This window comes from Brevundimonas terrae, from assembly GCF_011761985.1.
In the GTDB taxonomy this organism is placed as follows: domain Bacteria; phylum Pseudomonadota; class Alphaproteobacteria; order Caulobacterales; family Caulobacteraceae; genus Brevundimonas; species Brevundimonas terrae.
This window is the reverse complement of record NZ_JAASQT010000002.1, coordinates 490,029-516,475: the sequence shown is the minus strand read 5'-3', so window position 1 is coordinate 516,475 and position 26,447 is coordinate 490,029. Positions and strand designations below refer to the sequence as shown.

Genomic DNA, 26,447 nt, shown 5'->3' with positions numbered 1-26,447 from the left:
GGCTTGTTCTCTATTCGGCGGGGTTGGTGTTCTTGACCATCTCGTCCAGTCGGAACCCGATGCGATTAGGCTCGGGTTGGTCTTCCGGTTTCTTCATCGCGCTCAGGACCACATTGATCTGGGTATAGTGCTGGATCAGACGGACCGGCTTGCCATCGGGATTACGGCCGAAGAACATGATCAGGTCCGGCCCCCAAAAACCGACATCCAGAATCTGCATGGTGCCGTCACCGGGCAAACCGACCACGCGCACGCCAACCTCCTCGTCCTTGTCGAGATTGGCCTCGAACTCCTGAATCATCTTGGACAGGCGTACAAAAGCCCATTCGGCAGGATTGTCGCGCATGCGGACACTCATGTCCTGAACGGCTTTGGCATTGGCCGGATCGGCGGTCATAGGCTGCGGGCACGGCGTTGCGCCGCAATCGGAGAACATGGCCGGATCGGCCTTGGGTATCGGCGTTTCACTCATGCCCCTACCCTAACCCCGTGGATCAGATCAGGCCATTGCCTTTGGAAAGTTCGGCATAACGGTGAACGTGAACCGACATGATCAGGCCAAAGCCGATCATCACCGTCATCATCGACGAGCCACCATAGGACAGCAACGGCATCGGCACACCGACCACAGGCGCCAAGCCCATCACCATCGCCCCGTTGATCAGTACAAACAGAGCAAAGAAGGCGATCATGCCTGCCGCTGCAATACGCCCGAAATGGCTATGCGACAGGTTCGATATCCGCAGGGCAATCAGGATCAGGATCGCGTAGCAGACCAGCACAGTGAACGAGCCGATAAAGCCGAACTCTTCGCCCACTGTCGAAAAGATAAAGTCCGTATGGCGTTCCGGCAGGAATTCCAGCTGGCTCTGGCTACCGAGGCCGAACCCCTTGCCCAGCAAGCCCCCCGAGCCCACAGCAATCTTGGACTGGATGATATTATAGCCGGTCCCCGACGGGTCCATTTCAGGGTTCAGGAAGTTCAACACGCGATTGCGCTGGTAGTCGTGCATGACGAACAGAACGAACGGCGGAATAAAGGCTACGGCTGCAGCTACGGCTGCGCCAATCACACGCCAGCTCAAGCCCGCTATCACCATCATGGCCGCCCCGGTCAGGCCGATAATCATGGCCGATCCAAGGTCGGGCTGGGCCGCAACCAGCAGGAACGGCACCCCGATCATGCCAGCCGGTATCAGCAGTTTCCATGACCAGCGGGCCTCTTGCGCCGAATGGCTGTGATACCAGCGCGCCAATGCCAGAACGAGACCGATCTTCATAAACTCGGCGGGCTGGATGCGGATCACGCCCAGATTCAGCCAGTTCTTCGCCCCGCCCGCCGTATAGCCCAGCGGGGTGAAGTCAACGAGCGCCACCATGATCAACAGCACGCCGTAAAGCGGATAGGCCGAACGGAACCACCATTTGGGGTGGATCATGGCCATGCAGATCAGTGCAACCAGCAAGAAACCGTAACGGATCAGATGCTTGGCCGCCCACGGTTCCCACGACAACTTGCCGAGAGAATACAGCATCAGCGTACCGACACCGGCCAGGAACGTCAGCAAACCGATCACGCGCCAGTCCAGCTGGGCCAGCTTGACCGACAAACGCTCGCGTTCACCGGGGCGTGTCAGGGCAGATGAAGTCATTGTCCAGGCTCCACAAGCGGCGGCGGGGCGGCGGCGTCGATGACAGGGCTGTCTATCGGCTCGCCTCGCGCCTCGGCCTCGCGGGCACCGGCATCCTCCGGCGCTTCAAAGCCGGCTTGCTCGATACGGGCGCGCATTTCCGGATCTTTGAGCAAGGCCACCTTCATAACCTCGCGGGCGCGCGGCGCACCGGCAGTGCCTCCGCCCAAGCCGCCGTGCTGGACAATAACCGACACAGCATAGCGCGGATTATCGGTCGGTGCATAAGCCACAAACAGGTTGTGGTCTTTCTCTGCCCACGGGCGACCTGCGCCCTTGCGCGATCCCGCGCCATAGTTGCGGGCCTGAGCCGTACCGGTCTTGCCCGCCATTTTCACGGTCCCGAGACCCAGTTGGCTGTTACGGAAGCCGGTACCACCTGCTGCCGTCACCGCTTCCATCCCGTCACGCAGGACCTGAAGCATCTGTGGCTCGAAAGGCAGGTCCTCGAAAGCACTACTGGTTTGCTCGACGCCGCCGATAGACTTGATCAGACGCGGTTTCACCGCCTTGCGACCATTGGCGATCCGCGACGTGTAAACCGCCAGTTGCAAGGCATTCACGGTCAACGCGCCTTGGCCGATGCCATAGCTGGGTGTTTCGCCCGGAAACCATGTCTTCTGTTCGCCACTATAGGTTCGGCGTTTCCATTCCCTATCCGGCACCAGACCGGCCTTCTGGCCGCTGATGCCGATATCAAACGTCTGGCCAAAGCCCATATCACGCGATGTCTCGGCAATCGCATCCGGCCCCATCTCGGTCGCCAGCGTCATGAAATAGACGTTGCAGGACGCCTTGATCGCTCCGCGCAAATCCAGTGCGCCGTGGCGGCCCAGACAGGCGAAGCGGCGGCCCAGATAGAAGCTGCCATTGCAGACAATGCGGCGGCTGGGGTCCAGACCCCGCTTCATAGCCGCCAGACCCACAACCGGCTTGAAGGTCGAACCGGGCGCAAACGTCCCCGCCAGCGCCTTGTCGGTCAGCGGACGGCGTTCATAGTCCGCCAGTGCGCGGTAAATCCGCGTTGGAACACCGGACACGAACAGGTTCGGATCGAACGATGGCGACGACACCATGGCCAGAATGTCGCCATTGCGAACATCCATGACAACGATACTGCCTGCTTCCTCGCCAAACACCTCAAGCGCCCGTTGCTGGACATCATTATCCAGCGTCAGAACAACCTCGGAACCCTGCACCGCCGGTTTGGAGCCTGCCGTATCCTCGGCCACCACGCGGCCACGCACATCGACCTCGACGCGATTACCGCCCGCCTCGCCGCGCAAAGGCTCGTCCAGCGCTTTTTCAACGCCCTGACGTCCGATGCGATAGCCGGGATTGTACAGGATGGAGGGAATTTCCTCGCCCCGCTCGCGCATCGCCTTGACGTCATTGTCCGACACCTTGGCTACATAACCGACGACGTGGGCATAGGCCCCGCCATACGGATAATAGCGGGCCTCGTTCATGTCGGCCATGACACCGGGCAGGTCCGCAGCGTGCAGATTGACCTTGGAAAACTCTTCCCACGTCAGATCGCTCTTGATCGGAACCGGCGAGAAGCGCGGGGCCGCGTTCACTTCGCGGATAATGGTGCGGCGACGCTCCAGCGTATCGGGCAGCAGGCGGCCCAACAGGTCCAGCGTCTGGTCCAGATCCTTGGTCTCGTCACGCACCACCAGCACACGGAAGCTGGGCCGGTTGCCCGCAATCGTCACCCCGTGTCGGTCTTTGATCAGACCACGAGGCGGCGGCACCATGCGGAAATTGAACTGGTTGCGGGTCGAAAGCGTGGCGTATTGCTGCGTCTGGAACAGTTGCAACTGCGCCAGTCGGCCAACCAACAGGCCCACGCCGGCAAGGGTCGCCCCCCCGAAAATAACGGTACGGCGCAGGAACAGGGCCTGCCGCTCGTTGACGTCGGTAAAGAACAGTTGCGGTTCGCTGCTCACAGGAACCTCACATCATTGTCGTCGAATTTCTGAACGAACCAGTCCGCAAGCGGGAACAACAACAAGGTCGGGATCATCTGTCCTGCAAGCGCCAGCATGCTGGGCGCATTATTGATACGCAAAGCCGTCACCACATAGGCCACGAAAAACACCGTGACGACGCAGCATACATAGAGGACGAAATTAATGACCGTTGCATGGCCGGACATAAATGTGCGGCTGACCAGCATACCGCCATAGGCAATCAGGAAGGACAGCGGCCATAGGCCGATCGGTCCGCCCCAGAAGATATCCAGAAACAGGCCCACAACAATCAGCGCCACAGGACCGATAGCGGCAGGCCGGATCATCGGCCACGCATAGACCAGCACCAGTGCAAACACCGGCTCGGGCAATGCAATACCGAACAGTCTCAGCGGTGTGGCCAGGACTATGGTTGCCAGAACCGTCAACAGGGCCGGATAGACGATCCACTGCAACGGACCCACGACCCGAACCGAAATCGGCCGCCTCATCCCCCTGTATTCCCGTTAGAGGGTGCCGGAGGTGTCGCCGTATTTTGAGCCGGCGCAGTGGCGGCCTGCTGGCGGGCCAGTTCTCTCGCCTGTGCCTCGGCCTGTTCGCGGGCAACGGCACGGGCTTCGGCCTGACGCGCACGTTCGGCGGCGGCTTCGTTAGCAGTCGCGCGGCGCGTGGTGGCATCGGCAATCGCAGCGGCCTGCTGGGGCGTCGGTGCCGGTGCCGTATTCAACGAAGACAGGGTCGGTGCTGTTATAGCCGACGGGTCGATCAACTGGTTGAAGTCCTGGAACAAAAGTACCCGAACATAGTCAATCGCCGCACGTTCACTGAAAAGCTTTACGCGCCACGAACCGTCAACACTTTTGGCCACGGTGCCGATGGGTAGACCACGCGGGAACCCGCCGCCGTCACCCGAGGTGATTACACGATCACCGGCCTGCACCATGTTCACACCGCGCACATAGTCCAGACGCGGATTACGGCTGGCATCACCGGTCAGAATAGCGCGCGCATTGGTGCGCTCGACCATCACCGGAATACGCGAGGACACATCCGTCAGCAGGACAAGACGGCTGACACGGCCACTGACGCCGCTGATACGGCCGACAACGCCATGTTCGCTGAGAACCGGATTTCCGGCCTGTACGCCGTCGCCCGTACCCAGATTGACCAGACGTGCGCGTGCAAACGGGCCACGCGCATCGGTCACGGCACGGCCTGTGACCATCGGGATCGGCGGATCGGTATGGACGCCGAGCATCTTCTCGTAGCGGCCATTGATATTCTTCAGCGCAATGGCTTCGTCACGCCAGTCATTCAGTTCGGCGATCTCTTGGCGCAGACGACGGTTTTCCGAGACGGCGAAGAAATAGCCCTGAACATATTCAAAGGCATTGCCCGTCCAGCGGACCGGAGCCGACAAAACTTCGCCCACCGGCGCCGCAGCATTTTCGACACCGGCGCGCATATAGGAGACGCGCGTGGCGTCTTTTTGATTGCTGCCTGCCAGCATGAAGATGCTGGCGATCATACCAACGACAACAACCACCGCGGCGACCCACGCCAGCGGCAGCTTCATATTATCGAATGGTCCGTCGCGAAACGCCACGGCCAGCCTTCCTGCTAAGGGTTCAAATCGACCGGAGCCGACAAGGGAGAAAAGAGTAAAGGCCGATTCTCACGAAATCGGCCCCTACACCAGCGGATAATCCAGGCTTAGAGCGTGGAGTCCAGAATGCCCTTCATCCATGACGGATGTTCCAGCACCTTACCGCAGCCGATAGCCACGCAGGACAGCGGATCATCTGCCACCTGAACCGGCAGACCGGTGTGGTCGCGGATTTCAGCATCCAGACCGCGCAGCAGTGCGCCGCCGCCGGTCAGCATGATGCCCTTGTCGGCAATATCCGCAGCCAGTTCCGGCGGGGTCGCTTCCAGAGCAACCTTCACGGCCTCGACGATTTGCGAGACGGGTTCAGCCAAGGCTTCGGCAGCCTGACGTTCGCTCATCTTCACTTCGCGCGGCACGCCCTGCATCAGGTCGCGGCCCTTGACCTCGATCTGCAGGCCTTCGCCATCGGCAGGCGTACGGGCGGTGCCGATGTCCTTCTTGATGCGCTCTGCCGTCGTTTCACCGATCAACAGGTTGTGGTTACGGCGCATATAGCTGATCAGCGCGTCGTCCATCATGTCGCCACCGACACGAACCGAGCGCGAATAGACGATACCCGACAGCGACAGAACGGCCACCTCGGTCGTACCACCACCGATATCGACAACCATCGAGCCGGTCGGCTCGTGGATCGGCAGACCGGCACCGATAGCCGCAGCCATCGGCTCGTCGATCAGGCCGACGCGGCGTGCCGAAGCATTCAGGCAGGAATCGTTGATCGCGCGACGTTCAACAGCGGTAGCACCCGACGGAACGCAAACAATCATCTTCGGATTCACGAAACCCTTGCGGTTGTGAACCTTGCGGATGAAGTGCTTGATCATTTCCTCGGCGACTTCGAAGTCGGCGATGACGCCATCGCGCATCGGGCGAATGGCTTCCATGTGGCCGGGGGTGCGGCCCAGCATCTGCTTGGCTTCAAGACCGACAGCGTGGACAATCTTGCGACCGCCGACATTGCGCAGGGCAACAACAGACGGTTCGTTCAGGACGATCCCCTTGCCGCGCATGTAGATGAGGGTATTGGCCGTACCCAGATCCATCGCGATGTCGTTGGAAATCATGCCGAAGAGGGGTGAAAACATGGGCGTCGGTTACCGCTTGTGTGTTTCGGGCCAGAATGGGCGCTAGAAAGAAATTGAGTCTGCGCTGGCTACACCCCTATCCCCGATCCGCCCTTTGAAGGCGCCTCGAGTCTTTATGATCGTATGCCAGCCGACCGAATGTCCGGTTTGCCCTTATGAAGCGACGATTGCAAGCGCCTAAGCAACTGCCATCACCACCTTGTCAAAGGGGCATGAGAGTTACGTCATCAATGAGGCGAATTGATATCCCTTTCAGGAACATCCAACCCTGTTTCACTAGGGCAAAGCTTACCGAAGAGATTTACCGGCGACGGATGATTTCACGCACCCACAGCATCACCGCCAAGGCCGTCAGCCCGATCACAGACAAAATGACCGATGTCCATACGCCATCGCCCTTCACCGCCGTCATAAATCCCCCGCCAAAGAAGGCGACCATGGCGGTCTTGGGCAAAACCCCCAGCGCACATCCCGCCAGATAGCCCCAGAACCCCGCCCGAACCGCCCCGAAGGCCGAGTTGACCACGATAAAGGGTGCCGAGGGCACATTGCGGATGATGAAACTGGCCACAAACGCATTGCGTCCGACAAAGGCCTTCATGCGCTCGAACCCTTCGCCGCCGATCCGCTCCAGCCACAAGGCCGCCGGTCCGCGTCCCAGCCAATAGGTGACCGCCGCCGACACCACGGTCGCGATCCAGCTATAGGTAAAGCCGTGCCACGGCCCGAACGCCAGAACACACAACCCGATCAGGATAAATTGCGGCGCACCGACAAATGCCGCCACCGTGAACAGCACAATCGCCGCCACCAGTCCCCACGGCCCTGCCCGATAGCCGGATAGCCACAGGGCCAGCTCTTCCTCGCTATGGGCAAACTGCTGCTTGCCCACGGCAAAGACGAGGCTGATAGCCGCCAGAACAAGGACACCGGCCAGCAGGACGCGCCAGCGCTTGCCTTCCATTTGCATCAAAAAATCGACGATATGTCGCATAAATCTCGCTCAAACGAAGGAAGTCGCCCGCCATACGCGCACAAACATTGTGCAATAGGTCCCGTATGCGTATCTAGCCACGCCTACCGGCATTTTTGTTCATTTCCTCAGACGGGATAGCTATGTCCAGCCTTCAGTCGTCCGCCCTCGCCCGCGTCAAGCCCTCGGCCACTCTGGCCGTGACTGCCCGTGCGCGCGAGCTTAAACGCGAGGGCCGCGATGTCATCGGCCTTGGTGCAGGCGAGCCCGACTTCGACACCCCCGAAAACATCAAACAGGCCGCTATCGACGCCATTTCGCGCGGTGAAACCAAATACACCGACGCCGACGGCATGCCGGAGCTGAAGGCGGCCATCTCGGCCAAGTTCGCCCGCGAGAACGGCCTGAAATACGAAACCAACCAGATCCACGTCGCTCCGGGCGGCAAGCCGGTCATCTATAACGCCTTCCTCGCCACCCTGAATCCGGGTGACGAAGTGATCGTTCCGGCCCCTTACTGGGTTTCGTATCCTGATATGGTGCTGCTGGCCGGTGGCGAGCCGGTGATGGTGGTCGGTGCCGAAGCCGACGGCTTCAAACTGCGCCCCGAAGTGCTGGAAGCCGCCATCACGCCCAAGACCCGCTGGATCATCCTGAACAGCCCGTCCAACCCGACCGGTGCCGCCTATACGGCTGCCGAACTGGAAGCGCTGGCCGCTGTCCTTCGCAAGCACCCGCACGTCTGGGTGCTGACCGACGACATGTACGAACACCTCGTCTATGACGGCTTTGAGTACACCACCATCGCTCAGGTTGCGCCGGACCTTTACGACCGCACCCTGACCGTCAACGGTGTATCCAAGGCCTATGCCATGACCGGCTGGCGCATTGGCTATGCCGGTGGCCCAAAGCCGCTGATCGACTTGATGCGTAAAGTCGCCAGCCAGACGACCTCGAACCCGACCTCGGTATCGCAATGGGCGGCTGTCGAAGCCCTGAACGGCACGCAGGAGTTTCTGGCTTCGCGCGCCGAGGCCTTTAAAGCCCGTCGCGATCTGGTCGTGAAAATGCTGAACGAGGCCGAGGGCATCACCTGCGCTACGCCGGAAGGGGCCTTCTATGTCTATCCGTCCTGCGCGGACCTGATCGGCAAGACCACCCCATCGGGCGTTGTCATCGAGAATGACGAGGTCTTCACCACCGAACTGCTGAATGACCAAGGCGTGGCTGTGGTTCAGGGCTCGGCCTTTGGCCTGTCGCCCTATTTCCGCATCTCCTATGCCACCTCGGATGCCGTGCTGGCCGAAGCCTGCACCCGCATCCAGAAGTTCTGCGCTTCGCTGAAATAATCCTAACCCGGACGAGGATCAGGGCGCTGGCGGTTTCCGTCAGCGCCTTTTTTCTTTTGAGCCCAAGACCTTCGACAAACTCAGCCGTCATCCTCCGGCTTGACCGGAGGATCCAGCGGCACCGAAGGTGATCTTTAAGCCATCCACGTGCATGTATTTTCGCGCTACCGCGCGCCGCTGGGTCCCCCGATCAAGTCGGGGGATGGCGAAGGTGTAGCGTCGTGCGTTAAATCAAGCCCCGCGGCTGACCGCATAGTCGGCGACGGCTTCCAGCGCCTTGCGCCAGTCGCTGTCCGGCAGGATGGCCAATGCCGCCTTGGCCTGATCCGCATACTCATAGGCACGGTCCAGCGTGGCGTTGATCGCACCCGTACCGCGCATGATCTTCAGTGCATGCTCGAAATCGCCATCCTTGCGGTCGCCACGATGGATGGTGCGTTCCCAGAAGGCATCTTCGTCACCCTTGCTGCGCTCGATGGCCAGCAGCAGCGGCAATGTGACCTTGCCCTCGGCAAAGTCGTCACCGGCATTCTTGCCCAGCGCTTCGGAGGTCGCGCCGTAATCCAGCGCATCGTCCGACAACTGGAAGGCAATGCCCAGTGCCATGCCGTATTCGCGCAGGGCCGCGACCTTCTCGGCCGACACACCTGCACCCAGTGCACCCGTCTCACAGGCCGCTGCGAACAGTTCCGCCGTCTTGGCGCGAATGATCTGCAGATAGGTGTCTTCGTCCAGATTCACATCATGCGAACGGGTCAGTTGCAGCACTTCGCCCTCGGCAATCACCGACGACGCCGTGGCCAGAACGCCCAGCGCCTTGATGGAATCAGTCTCCACCATCAGCTCGAACGCCCGCGCAAACAGGAAGTCGCCGACCAGAACCGACGAAGCAGCGCCCCAAATCAGATGCGCCGCCACCTTGCCGCGACGCATCTCGGACGAATCCACAATGTCGTCGTGCAGCAGGGTTGCCGTGTGAATGAACTCGACCGAAGCGGCCAGCTTGCGGGCGGCGACGATATCGCCCTCTCCGCCACAGGCGCGGGCCGATGCCACGGTCAAAAGCGGGCGCAAACGCTTGCCACCAGCGGAAATCAAGTGTTCCGCCAAGGCCGGAATAACCGGCACATCAGACTGCATACGCTCGATGATCAAGGCATCAACAGCGGCCATATCCGGCTTGGCCAGAGTGACTAGAGCATTCACATCACCCATAGGGCGCGGTGCGACGGCGAGAGCTGCGTCCACGAAAATCTCTTTCGAAGTCAGAGGCAAATGGGGGAATTGCCTAAAATCCACACGCCTCGACTTGCCCCGAAGCGATGGCGCGCACAATGGTAGCGGCACCATGACGGGTCAAGCCGAACCAATGCCAGAAACTACCCTTGCCTCCACTGAAACGCACGTTTTGGGCGGACGTGTGCCTTTGCGCCAACCTGCACGCGGTTATCGCGCGGGTATGGACGCCGCCCTTTTGGCCGCCTGTGTCCAGCCGCGTAACGGTGAAAGCCTGATTGAAGCGGGCTGTGGCGCGGGGGCCGTGCTGCTGCAATTGGCGGCCCGTCATCCGTCACTGGTGCTGACAGGCGTCGAGCGCGACCCGTTCGCCTATGAGTTGGCCAAGCACAATGTCATGATCAATGGCGCAGGCGATCGCGCCACCATTATCAATGGCGATATCGGCGAAGGCTTCAAGTCGCTGAAACTGCCCCTGCATGACTGGGCCATATCCAACCCTCCCTATTTCGATGATCCGGGTGCCATGCGCGCCCCGATGGAGGAAAAGCGCGGCGCGTGGATGGCCGATCACGGCCTGAAGGCATGGGTACAGTTCCTCAACAAGTCGGTGCGCGAGGGTGGCCGCATGGTGATGATCCACCGCGCCGACCGACTGGCCGATATTCTGGGGCTGATGGCTCCCAAGGCCGGATCGTTCGCCATCCGCCCTATCCATTCCTTTGCCGACGAACCGGCCAAGCGCGTGCTGGTTCAGGCCATCAAGACCGGCAAGGCTCCGCTGCGCCTCTTGCCGCCGCTGATCTTGCACAACCGCACAGGCCCCAAACACACCCCGCAGGCCGAAGCCATTCTGCGCGGCGAATCCAATCTGTATTTCGAGTGAACATTTCCAGACGTCAGGCCTTAACTTCGCACGAACAGGAGCCTGCCATGTGGCGCAAAATATTAAGACCGTTCGGCGTGGTGTCCTCGCTGGGCATCCTGCTCGGGGCGATCTGTTTCTTTACGGCGCTCAGCCCCAGTCTGGTGCCGCGCAGCGGTCTGTTACAGGGCGTATTGGCAGGCTGCTGTTTTGCAGCAGGTTACGGCATCGGCGTCCTGATCGCCTCGCTATGGAAATGGCTGGAACTGCCCGTTACACGCACAGACATTCACAGACGCATCTATTTCGGCGCTCTGGCCATCGGAGCCATCCTGATCCTTGCCGCCCTGATCCTTGCGGCGGGATGGCAGAACGACGTGCATCGCGCCATGAACTTGCCGCCTGTCGAAAGCGTGCGTCCCTTTACGATTTCCGGTGTGGCCCTTGTGGTGGCCGCCATCTTGCTGGCGATCGGACGTCTTTTCCGCCGTGCCGCCCGTACAGTGTCGTCACGTCTTTCAGGCCATTTACCCCAGAAAATCGCCATCCTTGCCGGTGTTCTGGCCGCGCTCGCCCTGTTCAACTTCATCGGTAGCGAGGTCATTCTCGGACAGGGGTTCAAGCTGTTCGACAAAACCTATGCCCGTGTGGATGCGACCATATCCGATGATACCATCGCCCCTGCCGATCCCTTGAAGACCGGCAGTTCGGCATCGCTGCTGGACTGGAACACTCTAGGGGCCGAGGGACGCAAATTCATTCTGGCCACGCCCGACGCAGAACAGATCAGCGCCATCACCAGCCGCCCTGCCCTTGAACCGCTTCGTGTCTATGTCGGCATGGGCTCGGCCGAGGATGCCGACACCCGCGCACAACTGGCCCTTGATGAAGCCATCCGCATTGGCGCGTTCGAGCGCAAGGTGCTGGTTCTCGCCACCCCGACCGGCACAGGCTGGATGGACCCGTCGGCGCATTTCCCGCTGGAAACCCTGCTGGACGGCGATGTCGCCACCATCGGGGTGCAATATTCCTATCTGCCGAGCTGGCTGTCGCTGCTGGCCGTGCCGGAATATGGATCGGAAAGCGCACGGGCCGTGTTTCTGGCCTTCCACGACTATTGGGCAGCTCTACCTGCCGACAGCCGCCCGCAGCTTTATCTGTTCGGGCTCAGCCTCGGTGCCATGAATACCGACCTGTCCTATGATTATTACGACATCGTCGATGCCCCGCCCAATGGCGTGTTCATGGCCGGACCGCCCTTTACCAGCCGCTCATGGAACCAGATCACCCATGACCGCGATGCCGGATCACCCGCATGGCTCCCCACATTCCGTGATGGCAAGGTCGTGCGCTTTATGAGCCAGAAGGGCGTTCCAGACCACGGCACGGTATGGGCCGATACCCGTATCCTTTATCTGCAATATGCATCCGACGGGATCGTGTTCTTTTCCCCGTCGCTGATCTGGCAGCGTCCGCAATGGCTGGACCAACCCCATGGTCCAGATGTCAGCCCCAAGCTGCGCTGGTTCCCTGTTGTGACCTTCCTGCAGGTCGGCTTTGATCTGCTCACCGCCACCTCCACACCGCGTGGTCACGGCCATGTCTATGACGGCGGCGACTATATGGAAGGCTGGAACGCCATCTTGAAAACCGAACGCCCGCCTGAAGAACGCGAGAGTCTTCGCGAAGCTATGAAAGCGCAGGACCTTTAAAACGGCCCCTAGCCCGCACTGATCCTCAAGCGTATGGAAACGCCCATGTCTCTACGCACCCTCTTCCCGACCCAGATCTACGAAACCTCCGTGGCCGCCGACAAAGGCTGGGCCGAGCTTCACGAGGAGATTTTGGATCTGTGTCTGGTCATGGGCGAGGAAGACGAGGCGGGTATCAAGTGGTGCGCGGACAACCATTATCCGGGCTATACATCGTATGGCTCGATCAATGATCTGCCTGTCCGCTTCCCAGAGTTTTCCGAGCTGAAGCGTATCCTCGACAAGCACGCGAATATCTATGCCAAGGCGCTGAACTTCGATCTGGCCCGCAAACCCAAGCTGGACAATCTGTGGGTCAATATCCTGATGCCCGGCGGTGGTCACACAGGCCATATCCACCCGCATTCGATCATTTCAGGCACCATCTACATCCACATCCCCGACGGCGCTTCATCGCTCAAGATGGAAGACCCGCGTCTGGTGATGATGATGAACCGCCCCGGCGTGACCGATAATGCCACCGAGGCCGAGCGCCCGTTCGTCTATCTGAAACCACAGGCCGGAACGATCCTGATGTGGGAAAGCTGGCTGCGCCACGAAGTGCCCGCCAACCGCGCCACCGAGCAGCGCATCTCGATCAGCTTCAACTACAGCTAAATACAGCTTCGCCATTCGTGCGCCCCATTCCTCCGCAAACCTGCATTACGGGAAACGGTTGAACGGGGGAGTTCATGAAATTTCAGGTCATAGCGCTGATGGCGCTTGCGATATCGGCCGCCGGTTGCAATCGGGCCGCCGATGCCCAAACCCCCAGCAGCAGTACAACTGACGGCGCGCCCTATGTGCTGGCAGGAACGCAGGTCTGGTCTGTACCCGATCCGGTTTCAAACCGCGAATACGACATCTTTGTCAGCCTGCCCGCCAGCTATGACAGCCAGCCGAACCGCCGCTATCCGGTGCTGTATGTCACCGATGCGGACTATGCCTTCCCCATCATTCGCCAGATTGCGCGGCGCGTAAATCTGGACGGTCCGGTCATCGAGGAGTTCATCCTGATCGGCCTGTCCTATGGCAAGGATGACAAGGGTGCCGCCAGCCGTCGACGCGACTATACCCCCACGCCCAACGGTCCACGCAATTCGAGCAATGACGTGCATGGAGGCGGCGCAGCCTATCAGAGCTATCTGAAGGAACAGGCCCTGCCCTATGTGGACGCCAAGTTCCGCACCGATCCGTCACAGCGGATCATGCTGGGCCACTCCTATGGCGCGCTGCTGGGCGCACAGATCATGTTTACCGATCCGGCCATGTTCAGCGGCTATGTGCTGGGCAGTCCGTCCTTCTGGTACGACAAGCGCCATATCATGACGATGGAGGCGGACTATGCCCGCACCCATACCGACCTGCCAGCCAATGTGTTCATGTATATGGGCGGCTTTGAAACACGCGGCCCAACGCCCCGCCACATGACGGATGGTGACATGGTGCGCGACATGCACGCCATGGAACAGGTCCTGCGCTCACGGAACTACGACAGTCTAAAGGTGCAATCGACCGTTCTCGACAACGAGGATCACCTGACAGTAGCCCCTGTCGGCTTTACCCGCGCCCTCATGGCTATCCTTCCCGCCGGATCGGCCCGTTAAGCCCGAAACCCTACGACCTATGGGGGATATATCGCCGTATCGGGCCACTGTGATTTGCCCTTTGGCCTCCCAATCGCTACATCCCCTGCCAACACTCCCACTTCTTCTGAATCAAGGGCGCGACGCACCAGTATGGCGCAACAATATATTTTCCAGATGCAAGGCCTGACCAAGACCTTCCCTGGCGGCAAAAAGATCTTCGAAAACATCTGGCTGAGTTTCTACAACGACGCCAAGATCGGCGTGGTTGGCGTCAACGGCTCGGGTAAATCCACCCTGCTGAAGATCATGGCCGGTCTGGACAACGAGTTTCAGGGCGAAGCCCGCGCTGCCGACGGCATCAAGCGTGGCTATCTGGAACAAGAGCCGAAACTGGACGACAGCCTGAACGTTCGCCAGAACGTCGAAGCGTGGTGCGAAGAGAAGCAGTGGGTCAACCGCTTCAACGAAGTCGCCAACGAACTGGGCGAAAACTACACCGACGAACTCATGGAAGAGATGACCGCTCTCCAGGAGAAGATCGACGCCGGTGACGTCTGGGACATCGACAGCCGTATCGAAATGGCCATGGGCGCTCTGCGCTGCCCGCCGGACGACTGGGCTGTGACCAACCTGTCGGGTGGTGAAAAGCGCCGCGTGGCTCTGGCCCGCCTGCTGCTGTCCAAGCCCGACATGCTGCTGCTCGACGAACCGACCAACCACCTTGACGCCGAGTCCGTCGCTTGGCTGCAGCACCACCTGGAAAACTTCCCGGGCTGCGTCATCCTCGTGACCCACGACCGTTACTTCCTGGATCTGGTGACCAAGTGGACGCTGGAACTGGACCGCGGAAAGGGCCACCCGCACGAGGGGAACTACTCCTCGTGGCTGGAAGCCAAGACCAAGCGCGTCGTGCAGGAGCAATCGGAATCCGAAGCTCGCCAGCGCGCCCTTACCCGCGAACTGGAATGGGTACGCTCGGGTGCCAAGGCCCGTCAGGCCAAGTCCAAAGCCCGTCTGGCCGCCTATGAGCGCATGGTCGAGGAACAGGAATCGATGCGCGGCGCGCAAACGCACGCCCACATCCAGATCCCGCCCGGCCCGCGTCTCGGCAACGTCGTTCTGGAAGTCGAAGGCCTCAAGAAGTCCTATGGCGACAAGGTCCTGTTCGACAACCTGACCTTCAAACTGCCGCCGAACGGCATTGTCGGCGTTATCGGCCCGAACGGTGCCGGTAAATCGACCATGTTCAAGCTGATCACCGGTCAGGAAACGCCGGATGGCGGCACGATCCGTGTCGGCGAAACCGTCAAGCTGGCCTATGTCGACCAGTCGCGTGACGATCTGAAGCCGGATGACACCATCTGGCAGGCGATCTCGGGCGGCACCGACATCATGATGGTCGGCAAACGCGAGATTAACACCCGTGCCTATGTTGGTTCGTTCAACTTCAAGGGCGGCGACCAACAGAAGAAGGTCGGCCAACTGTCCGGCGGTGAGCGCAACCGCGTCCACCTTGCCAAGACACTGGCCACCGGCGGCAACCTGATCCTGCTCGACGAACCGACCAACGATCTGGATATCGAAACCTTGCAGAACCTCGAAGAGGCTCTGGAAGAGTTCGCCGGCTGCGCCGTCGTCATCTCCCACGACCGCTGGTTCCTTGACCGTCTGGCCACCCACATCCTCGCCTTCGAAGGTGACGGCCATGTGGAATGGTTCGAAGGTAACTTCGAAGCCTACGAACAGGACAAGATGCGTCGCCTCGGTGCCGACAGCATCATTCCGAAGCGTATCCAGCACCAGAAGTTCGGTCGCTAAGACCGGCTTTGATGCCAAAGATCAGCGGCCCCGTCTTTCATGGCGGGGCCGTTTTTCTTTGCCGGAAACGGCGACTGGTCATTTGGCATAACAGGGGTAATCTGGACTTATGACCCAGAGACCTGCCCTGCTCATCACCCCGCGGCACCTTGGTCCGCTCAGCGCTTTCCTTGAAAGCAGCTATGACGTCTATCGGCTGTGGGAAGGTCCACCGACCGAGGCTGCCCCCGATATCCGCGTTGTCATTACAGCCGGTGAATACCCACTGGGTCATGAACTGCTGGAAAAACTGCCGAACCTGTCACTGGTCGCGTGTTTTACGGCGGGGTTTGAAGGCATTGATCTGGACTGGTGCCGCGCCAACAACATCCCTGTCACCCATGCCCCCAATGTGAACCACGAGGATGTGGCCGATCACGCCATGGGCCTGATTATCGGCTCTCGGCGCAATATCGTCAGTGGTGACCGGTTGATGCGTAAAGGCGAATGGACGCCGGAACTGCGACTGCTGACACCGTCCTTGCGCCATCAGAAACTGGGCATTGTCGGATTGGGTGCGATTGGTCAGGCCGTGGCCCGCCGTGCCGAAGCCTTTGGTATGGAGGTGTCGTGGTGGGGGCCGCGTTCCAAGGACGTGAAATGGCCGCGTACCGAAAGCCTGATGGAATTGGCCTCGACCTGCGACATCCTTGTGGTGGCCTGTCGCGCCGATGACAGCAACCGGCATCTGGTAGGTGCTGATGTCATCAAGGCGCTGGGCCCGCATGGCCTGCTGGTCAATGTCTCGCGCGGTCAACTGGTTGATGAATCCGCCCTGATCGAAGCCCTGAAAAGCGGGCAACTGGGGGCCGCCGCTCTGGACGTGTTCGAGGTGGAACCCACTCCCGCCGAGCAATGGGCGGGCGTACCGAATCTGGTCATCACCCCGCATACAGGCGGCGCGACCAGCGAGGCCGTGCAGGGCATGCTGATGCTGTTGCTACAAAATCTGTCGGCGCACTTTGCGGGCGAGGCCCTGATTACGCCCGTTTAGGCGGAATATGCCCTTTCAGCCCTCTAAGCCTTTGTAGGTCGGAACAAAGATTGCGCCATTTTGGCTGTGATTGCGGTTAAACACGCGCCAAGCAGCACCTTTTGGCTTGCATAATCATATAAAGATATCTTTATATGAGGCATGAACCTTAGTGCTGACCAGACTGTAGAGATTCTCCGTGCCACGGGTGAACCCACGCGCTTGCGCATCCTTTCCCTGCTGGCCGCCGAAGAGCTGTCGGTCATGGAGTTGTCGCGCGTATTGGACCAGAGCCAGCCGCGTGTCTCGCGCCATCTGAAGCTGATGGCCGATGCCGGTCTGATCGAGCGTTTTCCGGACGGGGCGCGGGTCTATTACCGCCTGTCGCACGATGCACAGGCCCGCCGCCTGACCGATACGGTTCTGGATATTCTGGCCGACGACGAAGGCGAGGCCGACCATCGCCGCCTCGAAGAAGTCCGCAGCGAGCGTGCCGCCGATGCCGCCCGCTATTTCGAGCAGGTCGCGCCCCAGTGGGACCAGATGCGATCGCTCTATGTCTGCGAAACCGACGTCGAAAAAGCCGTCGAACAGGCCGCTGGCCCGGGCCCGTTTGACCGCGTTGTAGACCTTGGCACCGGCTCGGGCCGGATGCTGACCCTGCTGGGCAAAAAGGCCAAGATGTCGGTCGGTCTGGACCTCAGCCAGAACATGCTGAACATCGCCCGCGCCAATGTCACCAAGGCGGGTCTGGACAAGGTCGAACTGCGTCACGGCGACATTTTTTCCACGCGCCTGCCTGCCGAAAGCGCCGATCTGGTGATCGTGCATCAGGTTCTGCACTATCTGAACGATCCGGTGGCCGCCGTATCCGAGGCCGCCCGTCTGGTGGCCCCCGGCGGTCGTCTGCTGATCGTTGATTTTGCGCCGCATAATTTCGAACAACTGCGCGAAGAACACCAACACCGCCGTCTGGGATTTGCCGATGAGGAAATCGCTGACTGGCTTGAACAAAGCGGCCTGCAAGCCGCAGACCCCATCATCCTTCCTCCTGACCGCGAAGGCCTGACTGTCCATATCTGGACGGGCATCCGTGCGGCTGAACACGTCCGAAAGATTGCCTGATGGCTCCCTCTTCTCTCGCCGAAGCTCGCGCCCTTTTGCTGTCGCCTCTGGGCCCCGTTGCCCGCGCCGGTAACAGTAAAAAACCGGTCAATGTCTCGTTCGAGTTCTTCCCGCCCAAGACCGACGAGGCCGAAGCCAATCTTTGGAAGGCCATCCGTCGCCTTGAGCCACTAAATCCGGCTTTTGTTTCCGTGACCTATGGTGCCGGTGGCTCGACGCGCGAACGTACGCACCGCACGGTTCACCGTATCATCACCGAAACCTCGCTTCGTCCCGCCGCCCACCTGACCTGTGTCGAGGCCAGCCGCGCCGAAGTGGACGAGGTGATCGAGGGCTATAAGTCCATCGGCGTTGATCACATCGTCGCCCTGCGCGGTGATCCGCCAGGCACCTCGGGCATCGGCGGTGCCTACACGCCCCGTACCGATGGCTATGCCAATGCCACGGAACTGGCCCGCGCCATCCAGAGCGCCGGTGGGTTTGACATCACGGTCGGTGCCTATCCTGAAAAACACCCCGAAAGCCCGTCCATCCAGCACGATCTGGATGTTCTAAAGGCCAAGCAGGATGCCGGTGCCACCCGCGCCGTGACCCAGTTCTTCTTCGATATGGATGCCTTCCTGCGGTTCCGCGATCAGGTTCGCGCCGCTAGCATCACCCTGAAATTGATCCCCGGCATCATGCCCGTGTCGAACTTTGCCGGTCTGCAACGCATGACCTCGGCTTGTGGCACAGCCCTGCCCGACTGGCTCGCCGCGCATTTCGACGGGCTGGATGATGACCACGAAACGCGCAAGCTTCTGGCCGCCTCGGTGGCAGCGGAAACCTGCGCCCGCCTTCAGGAAGAAGGCTTTGAAGACTTCCACTTCTACACCCTGAACCGCGCCGATCTGGTCTATGCCATCTGCCGCGTTCTGGGCGTTCGCGAACATAAGGTAGCGTAATATGGCCCTCACCCGCTCGGAGCGTATCGCGGCCCTGCACAAGGCCGCCAAGGAACGCATTCTGGTTCTGGATGGTAGCTGGGGCGTGATGATCCAGCGCGAGAACCTGACGGAAGAGGACTTCCGTGGTGAACGCTTTGCCAATCACAACCACCCGCAAAAGGGTAATAACGACCTTCTGATCCTGACCCGCCCCGACATCGTGGCTAGTCTGCACGATGCCTATTATTCGGTCGGCGCGGACATCTCGGAAACCAACACCTTCTCGGCCACCACCATCGCCCAGGGCGATTACGGTCTGGAAGATGCGGTCTATGACCTCAACTTTGAGGGTGCCCGCATCGGTCGCGAGGTTGCCGACCGTTGGACCGAAAAAGAACCGCACAAGCCGCGCTTTGTCGCCGGTGCCATCGGCCCGACCAACCGCACCTTGTCGCTCAGCCCCGACGTCAACGACCCCGGTTTCCGCGCCGTTTCATACGACGAGGTTTACGAAGCCTATAAGCAGCAAGCCAAGGCCCTGCATGATGGCGGCGTGGACCTGTTCCTGATCGAAACCGTCTTCGACACCCTGAACTGCAAGGCGGCCATCAAGGCTGTAAAAGACCTCGAGGACGAGGGCTACGAGCCCCTGCCCATCTGGATTTCCGGCACCATTACCGACCGTTCGGGCCGCACCCTCAGCGGCCAAACGGCCGAGGCGTTCTGGAATTCTATCCGTCACGCCAAGCCGTTCGCTGTCGGTTTCAACTGTGCCTTGGGTGCAGAGCTGATGCGTCCGCACATTGCCGAGCTTAGCCGCGTGGCCGACACACTCGTTTCGGCCTATCCCAATGCCGGCCTGCCCAATGCCATGGGCCAGTACGACGAACAGCCCCACGAAACGGGCCACTTCATCGAAGAATGGGCCAAGTCGGGCCTCGTTAACATCGTCGGCGGCTGCTGTGGCACCACACCGGACCACATCAAGCACATCGCCGATGAAGTCGCAGGCGTTACACCGCGCGCCATCCCCGAACGCCCCAAGGCCTTGCGTCTGTCGGGTCTGGAACCGTTCGAACTGGTCGCATGATGTCTGCCGACCTCGAACAACTGGCCAACGAGCTGGATGTCATTCCTGACGACCAGTTTGTGGTTTGGGACAAGACCGGCACCGGCTTCACATACGCCAAATACGCGCCCGTCTTCCATGCGTGGGAGCGAGCGCTGGGGGCCATCGGCCTTGGCGGGCCGTCGGATGTTTATGACCGGATGCTGAAGGGCGAACCTGTGCCGAACCCTTCGCTTGAAACCATCGCTACCGCCGATCAGGCCACCCTGCTCGGCTACGCCACCTATATTGTGAGATCGGAACGCTTCAGCGAAGGCCACATCGCCTCATGCCACCGCAAGGGCTACCTCGCCGCTATCGTCCGCCGCCTCGCACAACTGGATAACGCCTGATGCGCCCTGTATTTATCAATGTCGGCGAGCGGACCAATGTCACCGGCTCGGCCAAGTTCCGTAAGCTGGTGGTGGAAGGCGACTATACGGCGGCCCTTGATGTTGCCCGCCAGCAGGTCGAGGCCGGTGCCCAGGTCATCGACGTTAACATGGACGAAGGCCTTCTGGATGGCCCCAAGGCCATGCGGACCTTCCTGAACCTGATCGCGGCCGAACCCGATATCGCGCGCGTGCCGCTGATGATCGACAGTTCCAAATGGGAGGTGATCGAGGCGGGCCTGAAGTGCGTTCAGGGCAAACCGATCGTCAACTCCATCTCGATGAAGGAAGGCGAGGAAGCCTTCCGCCATCACGCCGTGCAGTGCCTGCGTTACGGTGCCGCCGTCGTTGTCATGGCCTTTGACGAGCAGGGTCAGGCCGACACCGCCGCGCGCAAGATCGAGATCTGCACCCGCGCCTATAATATCCTCGTCAACGAAGTCGGCTTCCCGCCCGAAGACATCATCTTCGACCCCAATATCTTCGCTGTGGCGACAGGGATCGAGGAACACGACAACTATGCCGTGGACTTCATCGAAGCGGTCAAGGTCATCAAGGCCACCCTGCCCTATGCACGTGTCTCGGGCGGCGTGTCGAACGTATCGTTCTCGTTCCGTGGCAACGAGCCGGTGCGCCGCGCCATCCACTCGGTCTTCCTGTATCACGCCATCAATGCGGGCATGGATATGGGCATCGTCAATGCGGGCGACCTGCCCGTCTATGACGATATCGACGCCGAACTGCGCGAAGCGGTTGAAGATGTCATCCTAAACCGCCGCCAGCGCACCAATGTGTCCAATACCGAGCGACTGGTGGACATGGCCCCGCGCTATAAGGGCGAAAAGGGTGCCGCCAAGGTGGTGGACCTGAAATGGCGTGAACAGCCGGTTGCAGGCCGTATCGCCCATGCTCTGGTGCACGGCATTACCGAGTTCATCGTCGAGGACACCGAAGAAGCCCGCGCAAACGTCGATCGCCCGCTGCACGTCATCGAAGGTCCGCTGATGGACGGGATGAACGTGGTCGGTGACCTGTTCGGAGCGGGCAAGATGTTCCTGCCGCAGGTGGTGAAATCCGCCCGCGTGATGAAACAGGCCGTCGCCTATCTGGAACCCTATATGGAAGCCGAAAAGGCCGGTCAGGAACGCTCATCCGCCGGTCGCATCCTGATGGCGACCGTCAAGGGCGACGTGCACGACATCGGCAAGAACATCGTCGGCGTTGTGCTTCAATGCAATAATTACGAGGTCGTGGACCTTGGCGTCATGGTACCCGCCGACCGTATTCTTGACGAAGCCATCGCCCACAATTGCGACATTGTCGGCCTGTCCGGTTTGATTACGCCTTCGCTGGATGAAATGGTGTTTGTGGCGGCCGAGATGGAGCGTCGCGGCATGAACCTGCCGCTGTTGATCGGCGGGGCCACCACCAGCCGCACCCATACGGCCGTAAAGATCGAACCCACCTATGATCGCGGCTCGACCACCTATGTCATCGATGCCTCGCGCGCCGTGGGCGTGGTGGCGGGCCTGTTGTCCCCCACCGACAAGGCCAAGAACGAGGCGGCCACCCGCGAGGAATATGTCCGTATTCGCGAGCAATATGCCCGTGGTCAGGTGGTCAAGGCCCGCGCGGCCCTTCCCGATGCCCGCGCCAACCGCTTCAAGGCCGAAAACCCGACACCGGCGCCCAAACCCACCTTTATCGGCACCCGCGCCTTTGAATGGGATTTGCAGGATCTGGCCGACCACATCGACTGGACGCCCTTCTTTGCCAGTTGGGAACTGATCGGGCGCTTCCCGCAAATCTTGGAAGACGAGATCGTCGGCACCGCCGCCCAAGACCTCTATCGCGATGCCCGTGCAATGCTCGAAAAGATCGTTGTCGAGAAATGGTACACCGCCAAGGGCGTCGCCGGTTTCTGGCCTGCCAATGCGCGTGGTGACGATATCGTCGTCTGGACCGACGAGAGCCGAACAACCGAGGCCGCCCGTTTCCACGGCCTGCGCCAGCAGATCGCCAAGAGCAACGGCAAGCCGAACCTGTGCATCTCGGACTTCGTGGCCGAGGATGGCGACGACTATATCGGTGCCTTTGCCGTCACCGCCGGTCACGGCGAACTGGCCAAGGCCAAAGAGTTCAAAGATGCAGGCGACGACTATTCGTCGATCATGGCGACGGCCCTTGCCGACCGTCTGGCCGAAGCCTTTGCCGAGCGCCTGCACAAGGAAGTCCGCACCACCCTGTGGGGCTATGTGCCGGACGAACAGACCACGGTTCAGGACCTAATCGAGGAAAAATACCTCGGTATCCGCCCCGCCCCCGGCTATCCGGCGCAACCGGACCACACGGAAAAGGCTACGCTTTTCCGCCTGTTGGATGCCGAAGCGCAAGCGGGCATGGAACTGACCGAAAGCTTTGCGATGAACCCACCCGCCTCGGTCAGCGGCCTCTATTTCGGCCACGTCGAAAGCCACTATTTCGGCGTCGGCAAGATCGACCGCGACCAGATCAAGAGCTATGCCAAACGTAAAGGCTGGGACATCGCCACGGCCGAGCGCTGGCTATCCCCCATCCTCAACTACGATCCGAGCAAGATCGCCAAGGAACAGGCCGCGTAAGGGGCCTCATCTTCCCTCAAAGAAAACCCCGATGGCTTATATAGCCATCGGGGTTTTTCTTGAGACTTGCCTAACTCAGTTCTGGAAACAAAAGAGGCGGTGGTTTCCTCCACCGCCTCTCTGCCTAAGCTTAATCGCTTTTAGAACTTAGCGGTCAGACCCACGAAGTAACGACGCCCCAAGATGTCATAGGTCGACGGATCCGTGTTGGCCTGAACACCCGGGTTCCAGGTGCGCGGCTCTTGATCCAGGAGGTTGTTCACACCACCACGAACCGAGACGACGTCGTTGATGTTCCAGCTACCGCTCAGATCGAAGTAGTTGGTTGCATCCAAGGTGTCTTCCGAACCGTAGATGGTCATTTCACCCACACGACGCCAGCGGGTCGTTGCCGTGAACGGACCATGAGCCCAGCTGACCGAAACCAGCGACTTCCACTCAGGGAAGGTGTTGCCGAAGTCGTCCGCGATCGTACCCATACGGTCGATCATAGCACCACCGGCCACGACGCTGTCTTCGCGCGAACCAAGCCAGCCAACCACAGCATTAACACCAATGGTGCCCCAATCCGGACCACCGACGTCGATCAGGTCAATGCCCCAGTCGACTTGCAGGTCAACACCCGAGGTTTTCAGAACACCCAGGTTGTCCAGGTTTTCGATCGCATCGATGATGTTGCCGTTGTTCGGGTCACGGCTGAACTGCTGGCAATACGAGTTGCTGGCATCATAGTTCGGGTTCTCACCCGTACCGTTGAAGCAGCCGCTCAGAGCATCCGAGATCGAGATGCTGGAAATCACGTTTTCGATCTCAATGCTGTAATAATCCAGCGAAGCCGACAGACGTGAGAACCAGGGCGACTGGAACTGCGACTGGTAAACCAGACCCAGCGACCAGGTGTCTGCGGTTTCTTCTTCCAGATCGATGTTACCGCCGGACCAGCCGTTGGTTTGATCATTCTCGAAGGTGTAGGTGTCAATAACTGCGCTCGAAATGCCTTGTGCCAAGCAGAGCGAACGGACTTTGTCCTTGTCCGCACCGTTACGGTACATGCCCGTTACGTCGCACGGATCACCACCGCCCGAGGTCAGGCTGGCATTACCGATAGCCGGGAAGTTCACACCTGCAGGCGAGTACAGTTCACCGATCGAAGGTGCACGCACAGCGCGGTTGAAACCACCGCGAACACGTACGCCGTTGACGATTTCCCAATCGATATCGGCGCGATAAGCTTGGGTGCCACCAATCGAGCTATAATCGGAGTAGCGATAGCCCAGGGTCAGATCCAGCGATTGAATAAATGGCAGGTTTGCAAGGACCGGAATCAGAGCTTCACCGAACAGGTCAATGCTGTTGACGCTACCGTTGACCGAATCTGCGGCGTTAAAGCCAGCAATTTCTACGCCACCGATGGTACCGCCATCCGGCAGGCCATCTGCACCAAGGTGCGGCGTTTTAGGATTGATACGGGCCAGCGACGGGTCCGAAGCATATTCATAGCCATTTTCACGGTACTGGGCACCAATAGCAACCAGAACTTCACCTGCCGGCAGGTCGAAGGCCTTACCTTGCAGGGTACCTTCAATGACGCTTTGCTCGACGGTGGTTACCGTACGCGAGGTGCGGCCGATGTAGTTCAAGCATTCAGCAGAAACAGCATTCTCACCAAACGGGTTGAAACCACCTTCACAGATGCTCGCGCCACCGTCAGCAGCGTCCAGCAGCGTCTGAACAGCCGAACGCGATACGTTACCGGTTTGGGTCTCAATGTTGCTGACGCGGCCATACTGGGCATACAGGTCATAGGTCCACGAGCTGTGCGGAACCTGACCACGAACACCGCCGGTCAGTTGGTAAACGCTGTAATCATATTCAGCATGACGTCCACCGAGGTCGGTAAAACGCTTGTTGAGTTGGAACGAAGAGTTCGGGTTTGCGCGGCTATCTAGGAAGGCCTTCAGATCGGCCGGAATGAACGGGTTTGTAGACGGAGCGCGGAAACCGGTCGTCGAGGCTGCCGGAGTAGCGGCCAGTTCTTGCGATGCAGTGTACTGGTTGAACAGGGCATCGCCATAGAATTCGACGTTCTCATTCAGGGTATATTTAGCGCTCGAATAAACGTTCCAGCGCTCCATCGGCAGCGACAGATAGTTCAGCGCCCCGGTGTTGAAGGCATAGGTCGAACCCGGTGTGTAGAAACCGGTGTACTGGATGCCATCCGAAGGTTTAAAATTCAGTGCCTTGGCGTGGCTGAAAATCGAGCCGTCGTTATTGAAGCCAAATGCACCAGTCAGAGACAGGTCGCTATCACCGAAATAACCACGGACAACATCGGCATCCGGCAGGTTGGTGCTGTCAAAGACAACCGAGCCCATCGGGGTCGTGCCCGATGCACCCGAGATAGCCGAGAATTCACGTGCCGAGTTAAAGATCAGGTCACGGGTCGAACGGTTGATCGAGATCACAGCATTACCGCGATCGTCAGCGAAGTTACCGCCAACAGTCATGGTATAGCTCTGGGTCGTGCCGTCGCTGCGGTCAGTTACACCGTACTGGGCATCGATCTGGGCACCTTCGAACTGATCGTTCAGGATGAAGTTGGCCACACCAGCAATAGCGTCCGAACCATAGGCCGCCGAAGCACCGCCCGAAATAGTTTCAACGTTGCGGATCAAGGCTGCAGGGATCAGGTTGACGTCAGCAGAACCATCGCTGTTCGACGGAACGAGACGGCGACCGTTTACCAGCACCAGCGTACGCTTTGGCGTCAGGCTGCGTAGGTCAAGGTTGGCCTGACCGCCGTTCGACGGGTTGTTCGAGGTCGAGGAGATCGACGGCGTGAACTGCGGCAGGTCGTTCATCAGGCTGTCGATCGTAACCGAACCGGTGGCCTGAATGTCCTGTGCATCGACCGTAACAATCGGGCTCGACGACTTGTAGTCCTGACGCGCGATACGCGAGCCAGTCACGACGATCTGCGAAACTTCTGTGGTTTCTTCCGTCTGCTCCTGAGCTTGGGCAATGCCCGCGCTGGTCAGCATGGTGAAGCCCGCGATCATCGAGGTTGCAAGCAGTTGCTCGCGTTTCGACAGCGATTTCATTCTGTTCTACCTCCAAAGCGAAGGGCCGCCCGAGTTTCCCCTCTAGGCACGCGCCTTCTATGTTCCCCGTCATCATGCAACCAGTGCTTGATGACCGACCTCTCTCACTAGGCCCAGATTATCGCTGGAGACACGACAATTAGCGCTTGCGATAAAAACG

General features: G+C 59.9%; 21 protein-coding genes. 12 read left to right on the top strand and 9 right to left on the bottom strand.

The window, feature by feature from the left end; translation table 11 throughout:
• Positions 1 to 10: 10 nt before the first annotated feature.
• From FHS64_RS07155 to FHS64_RS07125, 7 genes are all read right to left on the bottom strand, one after another.
• A complete protein-coding gene (locus FHS64_RS07155; RefSeq protein ID WP_167177209.1) occupies positions 11 to 472 on the bottom strand; it encodes a DUF6173 family protein in 462 nt (153 codons plus the stop codon).
• Positions 473 to 494: 22 nt separating this feature from the next.
• On the bottom strand, positions 495 to 1,652 hold the full coding sequence (rodA, locus tag FHS64_RS07150; protein ID WP_167177207.1) for a rod shape-determining protein RodA: 1,158 nt from the start codon (positions 1,650 to 1,652) through the stop codon (positions 495 to 497).
• The gene (gene mrdA / locus FHS64_RS07145) at positions 1,649 to 3,643 is read right to left on the bottom strand and encodes a penicillin-binding protein 2 (RefSeq protein ID WP_167177205.1); all 1,995 of its coding nucleotides are present in this window, start codon (positions 3,641 to 3,643) and stop codon (positions 1,649 to 1,651) included. Before mrdA ends, rodA begins: the two co-directional genes overlap by 4 nt.
• Complete coding sequence (locus tag FHS64_RS07140) at positions 3,640 to 4,158, bottom strand: hypothetical protein (RefSeq protein ID WP_167177203.1); 519 nt, start codon at positions 4,156 to 4,158, stop codon at positions 3,640 to 3,642. Before FHS64_RS07140 ends, mrdA begins: the two co-directional genes overlap by 4 nt.
• The gene (gene mreC, locus FHS64_RS07135) at positions 4,155 to 5,273 is read right to left on the bottom strand and encodes a rod shape-determining protein MreC (protein ID WP_167177201.1); all 1,119 of its coding nucleotides are present in this window, start codon (positions 5,271 to 5,273) and stop codon (positions 4,155 to 4,157) included. The genes FHS64_RS07140 and mreC overlap by 4 nt, the downstream gene beginning before the upstream one ends.
• A gap of 107 nt (positions 5,274 to 5,380) precedes the next feature.
• On the bottom strand, positions 5,381 to 6,421 hold the full coding sequence (locus FHS64_RS07130) for a rod shape-determining protein (RefSeq protein WP_167177199.1): 1,041 nt from the start codon (positions 6,419 to 6,421) through the stop codon (positions 5,381 to 5,383).
• Between the two features lie 301 nt (positions 6,422 to 6,722).
• The gene (locus tag FHS64_RS07125; protein WP_167177197.1) at positions 6,723 to 7,415 is read right to left on the bottom strand and encodes a TVP38/TMEM64 family protein; all 693 of its coding nucleotides are present in this window, start codon (positions 7,413 to 7,415) and stop codon (positions 6,723 to 6,725) included.
• A gap of 122 nt (positions 7,416 to 7,537) precedes the next feature.
• On the opposite strand from FHS64_RS07125, the gene FHS64_RS07120 reads away from it, so the two are divergent.
• On the top strand, positions 7,538 to 8,743 hold the full coding sequence (locus tag FHS64_RS07120) for a pyridoxal phosphate-dependent aminotransferase (RefSeq protein WP_167177195.1): 1,206 nt from the start codon (positions 7,538 to 7,540) through the stop codon (positions 8,741 to 8,743).
• Between the two features lie 231 nt (positions 8,744 to 8,974).
• Here the strand turns inward: FHS64_RS07120 and FHS64_RS07115 are convergent, their stop codons facing one another.
• Positions 8,975 to 9,949 carry a polyprenyl synthetase family protein gene (locus FHS64_RS07115; RefSeq protein WP_341771125.1) on the bottom strand — a complete coding sequence of 325 codons (975 nt, stop codon included), beginning with the start codon at positions 9,947 to 9,949 and terminating at the stop codon, positions 8,975 to 8,977.
• A gap of 142 nt (positions 9,950 to 10,091) precedes the next feature.
• Between FHS64_RS07115 and FHS64_RS07110 the strand changes: the two genes are divergently transcribed.
• The 11 genes from FHS64_RS07110 to metH all read left to right on the top strand — a co-directional run bounded on the left by FHS64_RS07110 (position 10,092) and on the right by metH (position 23,186).
• On the top strand, positions 10,092 to 10,865 hold the full coding sequence (locus FHS64_RS07110; protein WP_167177191.1) for a tRNA1(Val) (adenine(37)-N6)-methyltransferase: 774 nt from the start codon (positions 10,092 to 10,094) through the stop codon (positions 10,863 to 10,865).
• Positions 10,866 to 10,912: 47 nt separating this feature from the next.
• On the top strand, positions 10,913 to 12,556 hold the full coding sequence (locus tag FHS64_RS07105; RefSeq protein ID WP_167177189.1) for an alpha/beta hydrolase: 1,644 nt from the start codon (positions 10,913 to 10,915) through the stop codon (positions 12,554 to 12,556).
• 45 nt (positions 12,557 to 12,601) lie between these two features.
• Positions 12,602 to 13,213, top strand: a complete 612-nt coding sequence (locus FHS64_RS07100) for a TIGR02466 family protein (protein ID WP_167177187.1) — start codon at positions 12,602 to 12,604, stop codon at positions 13,211 to 13,213.
• A gap of 74 nt (positions 13,214 to 13,287) precedes the next feature.
• The gene (locus tag FHS64_RS07095) at positions 13,288 to 14,202 is read left to right on the top strand and encodes an alpha/beta hydrolase (RefSeq protein ID WP_167177185.1); all 915 of its coding nucleotides are present in this window, start codon (positions 13,288 to 13,290) and stop codon (positions 14,200 to 14,202) included.
• Between the two features lie 132 nt (positions 14,203 to 14,334).
• A complete protein-coding gene (gene ettA / locus FHS64_RS07090) occupies positions 14,335 to 16,002 on the top strand; it encodes an energy-dependent translational throttle protein EttA (RefSeq protein ID WP_167177183.1) in 1,668 nt (555 codons plus the stop codon).
• A 109-nt stretch (positions 16,003 to 16,111) separates the two neighbouring features.
• The gene (locus FHS64_RS07085) at positions 16,112 to 17,035 is read left to right on the top strand and encodes a 2-hydroxyacid dehydrogenase (protein WP_167177181.1); all 924 of its coding nucleotides are present in this window, start codon (positions 16,112 to 16,114) and stop codon (positions 17,033 to 17,035) included.
• Positions 17,036 to 17,176: 141 nt separating this feature from the next.
• Entirely contained in the window at positions 17,177 to 18,139 is a 963-nt protein-coding gene (locus FHS64_RS07080; RefSeq protein WP_167177179.1) for an ArsR/SmtB family transcription factor, read from the top strand.
• Complete coding sequence (metF, locus tag FHS64_RS07075) at positions 18,139 to 19,083, top strand: methylenetetrahydrofolate reductase [NAD(P)H] (RefSeq protein WP_167177177.1); 945 nt, start codon at positions 18,139 to 18,141, stop codon at positions 19,081 to 19,083. Before FHS64_RS07080 ends, metF begins: the two co-directional genes overlap by 1 nt.
• Position 19,084: 1 nt before the next feature.
• Positions 19,085 to 20,155, top strand: a complete 1,071-nt coding sequence (locus tag FHS64_RS07070) for a homocysteine S-methyltransferase family protein (protein WP_167177175.1) — start codon at positions 19,085 to 19,087, stop codon at positions 20,153 to 20,155.
• Positions 20,152 to 20,526 carry a DUF6508 domain-containing protein gene (locus FHS64_RS07065; protein ID WP_167177173.1) on the top strand — a complete coding sequence of 125 codons (375 nt, stop codon included), beginning with the start codon at positions 20,152 to 20,154 and terminating at the stop codon, positions 20,524 to 20,526. Before FHS64_RS07070 ends, FHS64_RS07065 begins: the two co-directional genes overlap by 4 nt.
• Positions 20,526 to 23,186: a methionine synthase gene (gene metH, locus FHS64_RS07060; RefSeq protein WP_167177171.1), complete on the top strand. Its 2,661-nt coding sequence runs from the start codon at positions 20,526 to 20,528 to the stop codon at positions 23,184 to 23,186. The genes FHS64_RS07065 and metH overlap by 1 nt, the downstream gene beginning before the upstream one ends.
• 140 nt (positions 23,187 to 23,326) lie before the next feature.
• Here the strand turns inward: metH and FHS64_RS07055 are convergent, their stop codons facing one another.
• Complete coding sequence (locus FHS64_RS07055; protein ID WP_167177169.1) at positions 23,327 to 26,287, bottom strand: TonB-dependent receptor domain-containing protein; 2,961 nt, start codon at positions 26,285 to 26,287, stop codon at positions 23,327 to 23,329.
• Between the last annotated feature and the right edge of the window lie 160 nt (positions 26,288 to 26,447).

Bases quoted from the DNA above. Each gene is read 5' to 3' on its own strand.
- FHS64_RS07140 (WP_167177203.1), bottom strand. From the start codon at position 4,158: ATGAGGCGGCCGATTTCGGTTCGGGTCGTGGGTCCGTTGCAGTGGATC.
- FHS64_RS07070 (WP_167177175.1), top strand. From the start codon at position 19,085: ATGGCCCTCACCCGCTCGGAGCGTATCGCGGCCCTGCACAAGGCCGCC.
- FHS64_RS07100 (WP_167177187.1), top strand. From the start codon at position 12,602: ATGTCTCTACGCACCCTCTTCCCGACCCAGATCTACGAAACCTCCGTG.
- FHS64_RS07095 (WP_167177185.1), top strand. From the start codon at position 13,288: ATGAAATTTCAGGTCATAGCGCTGATGGCGCTTGCGATATCGGCCGCC.
- metF (WP_167177177.1), top strand. From the start codon at position 18,139: ATGGCTCCCTCTTCTCTCGCCGAAGCTCGCGCCCTTTTGCTGTCGCCT.
- FHS64_RS07125 (WP_167177197.1), bottom strand. From the start codon at position 7,415: ATGCGACATATCGTCGATTTTTTGATGCAAATGGAAGGCAAGCGCTGG.
- FHS64_RS07055 (WP_167177169.1), bottom strand. From the start codon at position 26,287: ATGAAATCGCTGTCGAAACGCGAGCAACTGCTTGCAACCTCGATGATC.
- metH (WP_167177171.1), top strand. From the start codon at position 20,526: ATGCGCCCTGTATTTATCAATGTCGGCGAGCGGACCAATGTCACCGGC.
- FHS64_RS07110 (WP_167177191.1), top strand. From the start codon at position 10,092: ATGACGGGTCAAGCCGAACCAATGCCAGAAACTACCCTTGCCTCCACT.
- FHS64_RS07130 (WP_167177199.1), bottom strand. From the start codon at position 6,421: ATGTTTTCACCCCTCTTCGGCATGATTTCCAACGACATCGCGATGGAT.
- FHS64_RS07080 (WP_167177179.1), top strand. From the start codon at position 17,177: ATGAACCTTAGTGCTGACCAGACTGTAGAGATTCTCCGTGCCACGGGT.
- FHS64_RS07085 (WP_167177181.1), top strand. From the start codon at position 16,112: ATGACCCAGAGACCTGCCCTGCTCATCACCCCGCGGCACCTTGGTCCG.
- ettA (WP_167177183.1), top strand. From the start codon at position 14,335: ATGGCGCAACAATATATTTTCCAGATGCAAGGCCTGACCAAGACCTTC.
- rodA (WP_167177207.1), bottom strand. From the start codon at position 1,652: ATGACTTCATCTGCCCTGACACGCCCCGGTGAACGCGAGCGTTTGTCG.
- FHS64_RS07065 (WP_167177173.1), top strand. From the start codon at position 20,152: ATGATGTCTGCCGACCTCGAACAACTGGCCAACGAGCTGGATGTCATT.
- FHS64_RS07155 (WP_167177209.1), bottom strand. From the start codon at position 472: ATGAGTGAAACGCCGATACCCAAGGCCGATCCGGCCATGTTCTCCGAT.
- FHS64_RS07105 (WP_167177189.1), top strand. From the start codon at position 10,913: ATGTGGCGCAAAATATTAAGACCGTTCGGCGTGGTGTCCTCGCTGGGC.
- FHS64_RS07120 (WP_167177195.1), top strand. From the start codon at position 7,538: ATGTCCAGCCTTCAGTCGTCCGCCCTCGCCCGCGTCAAGCCCTCGGCC.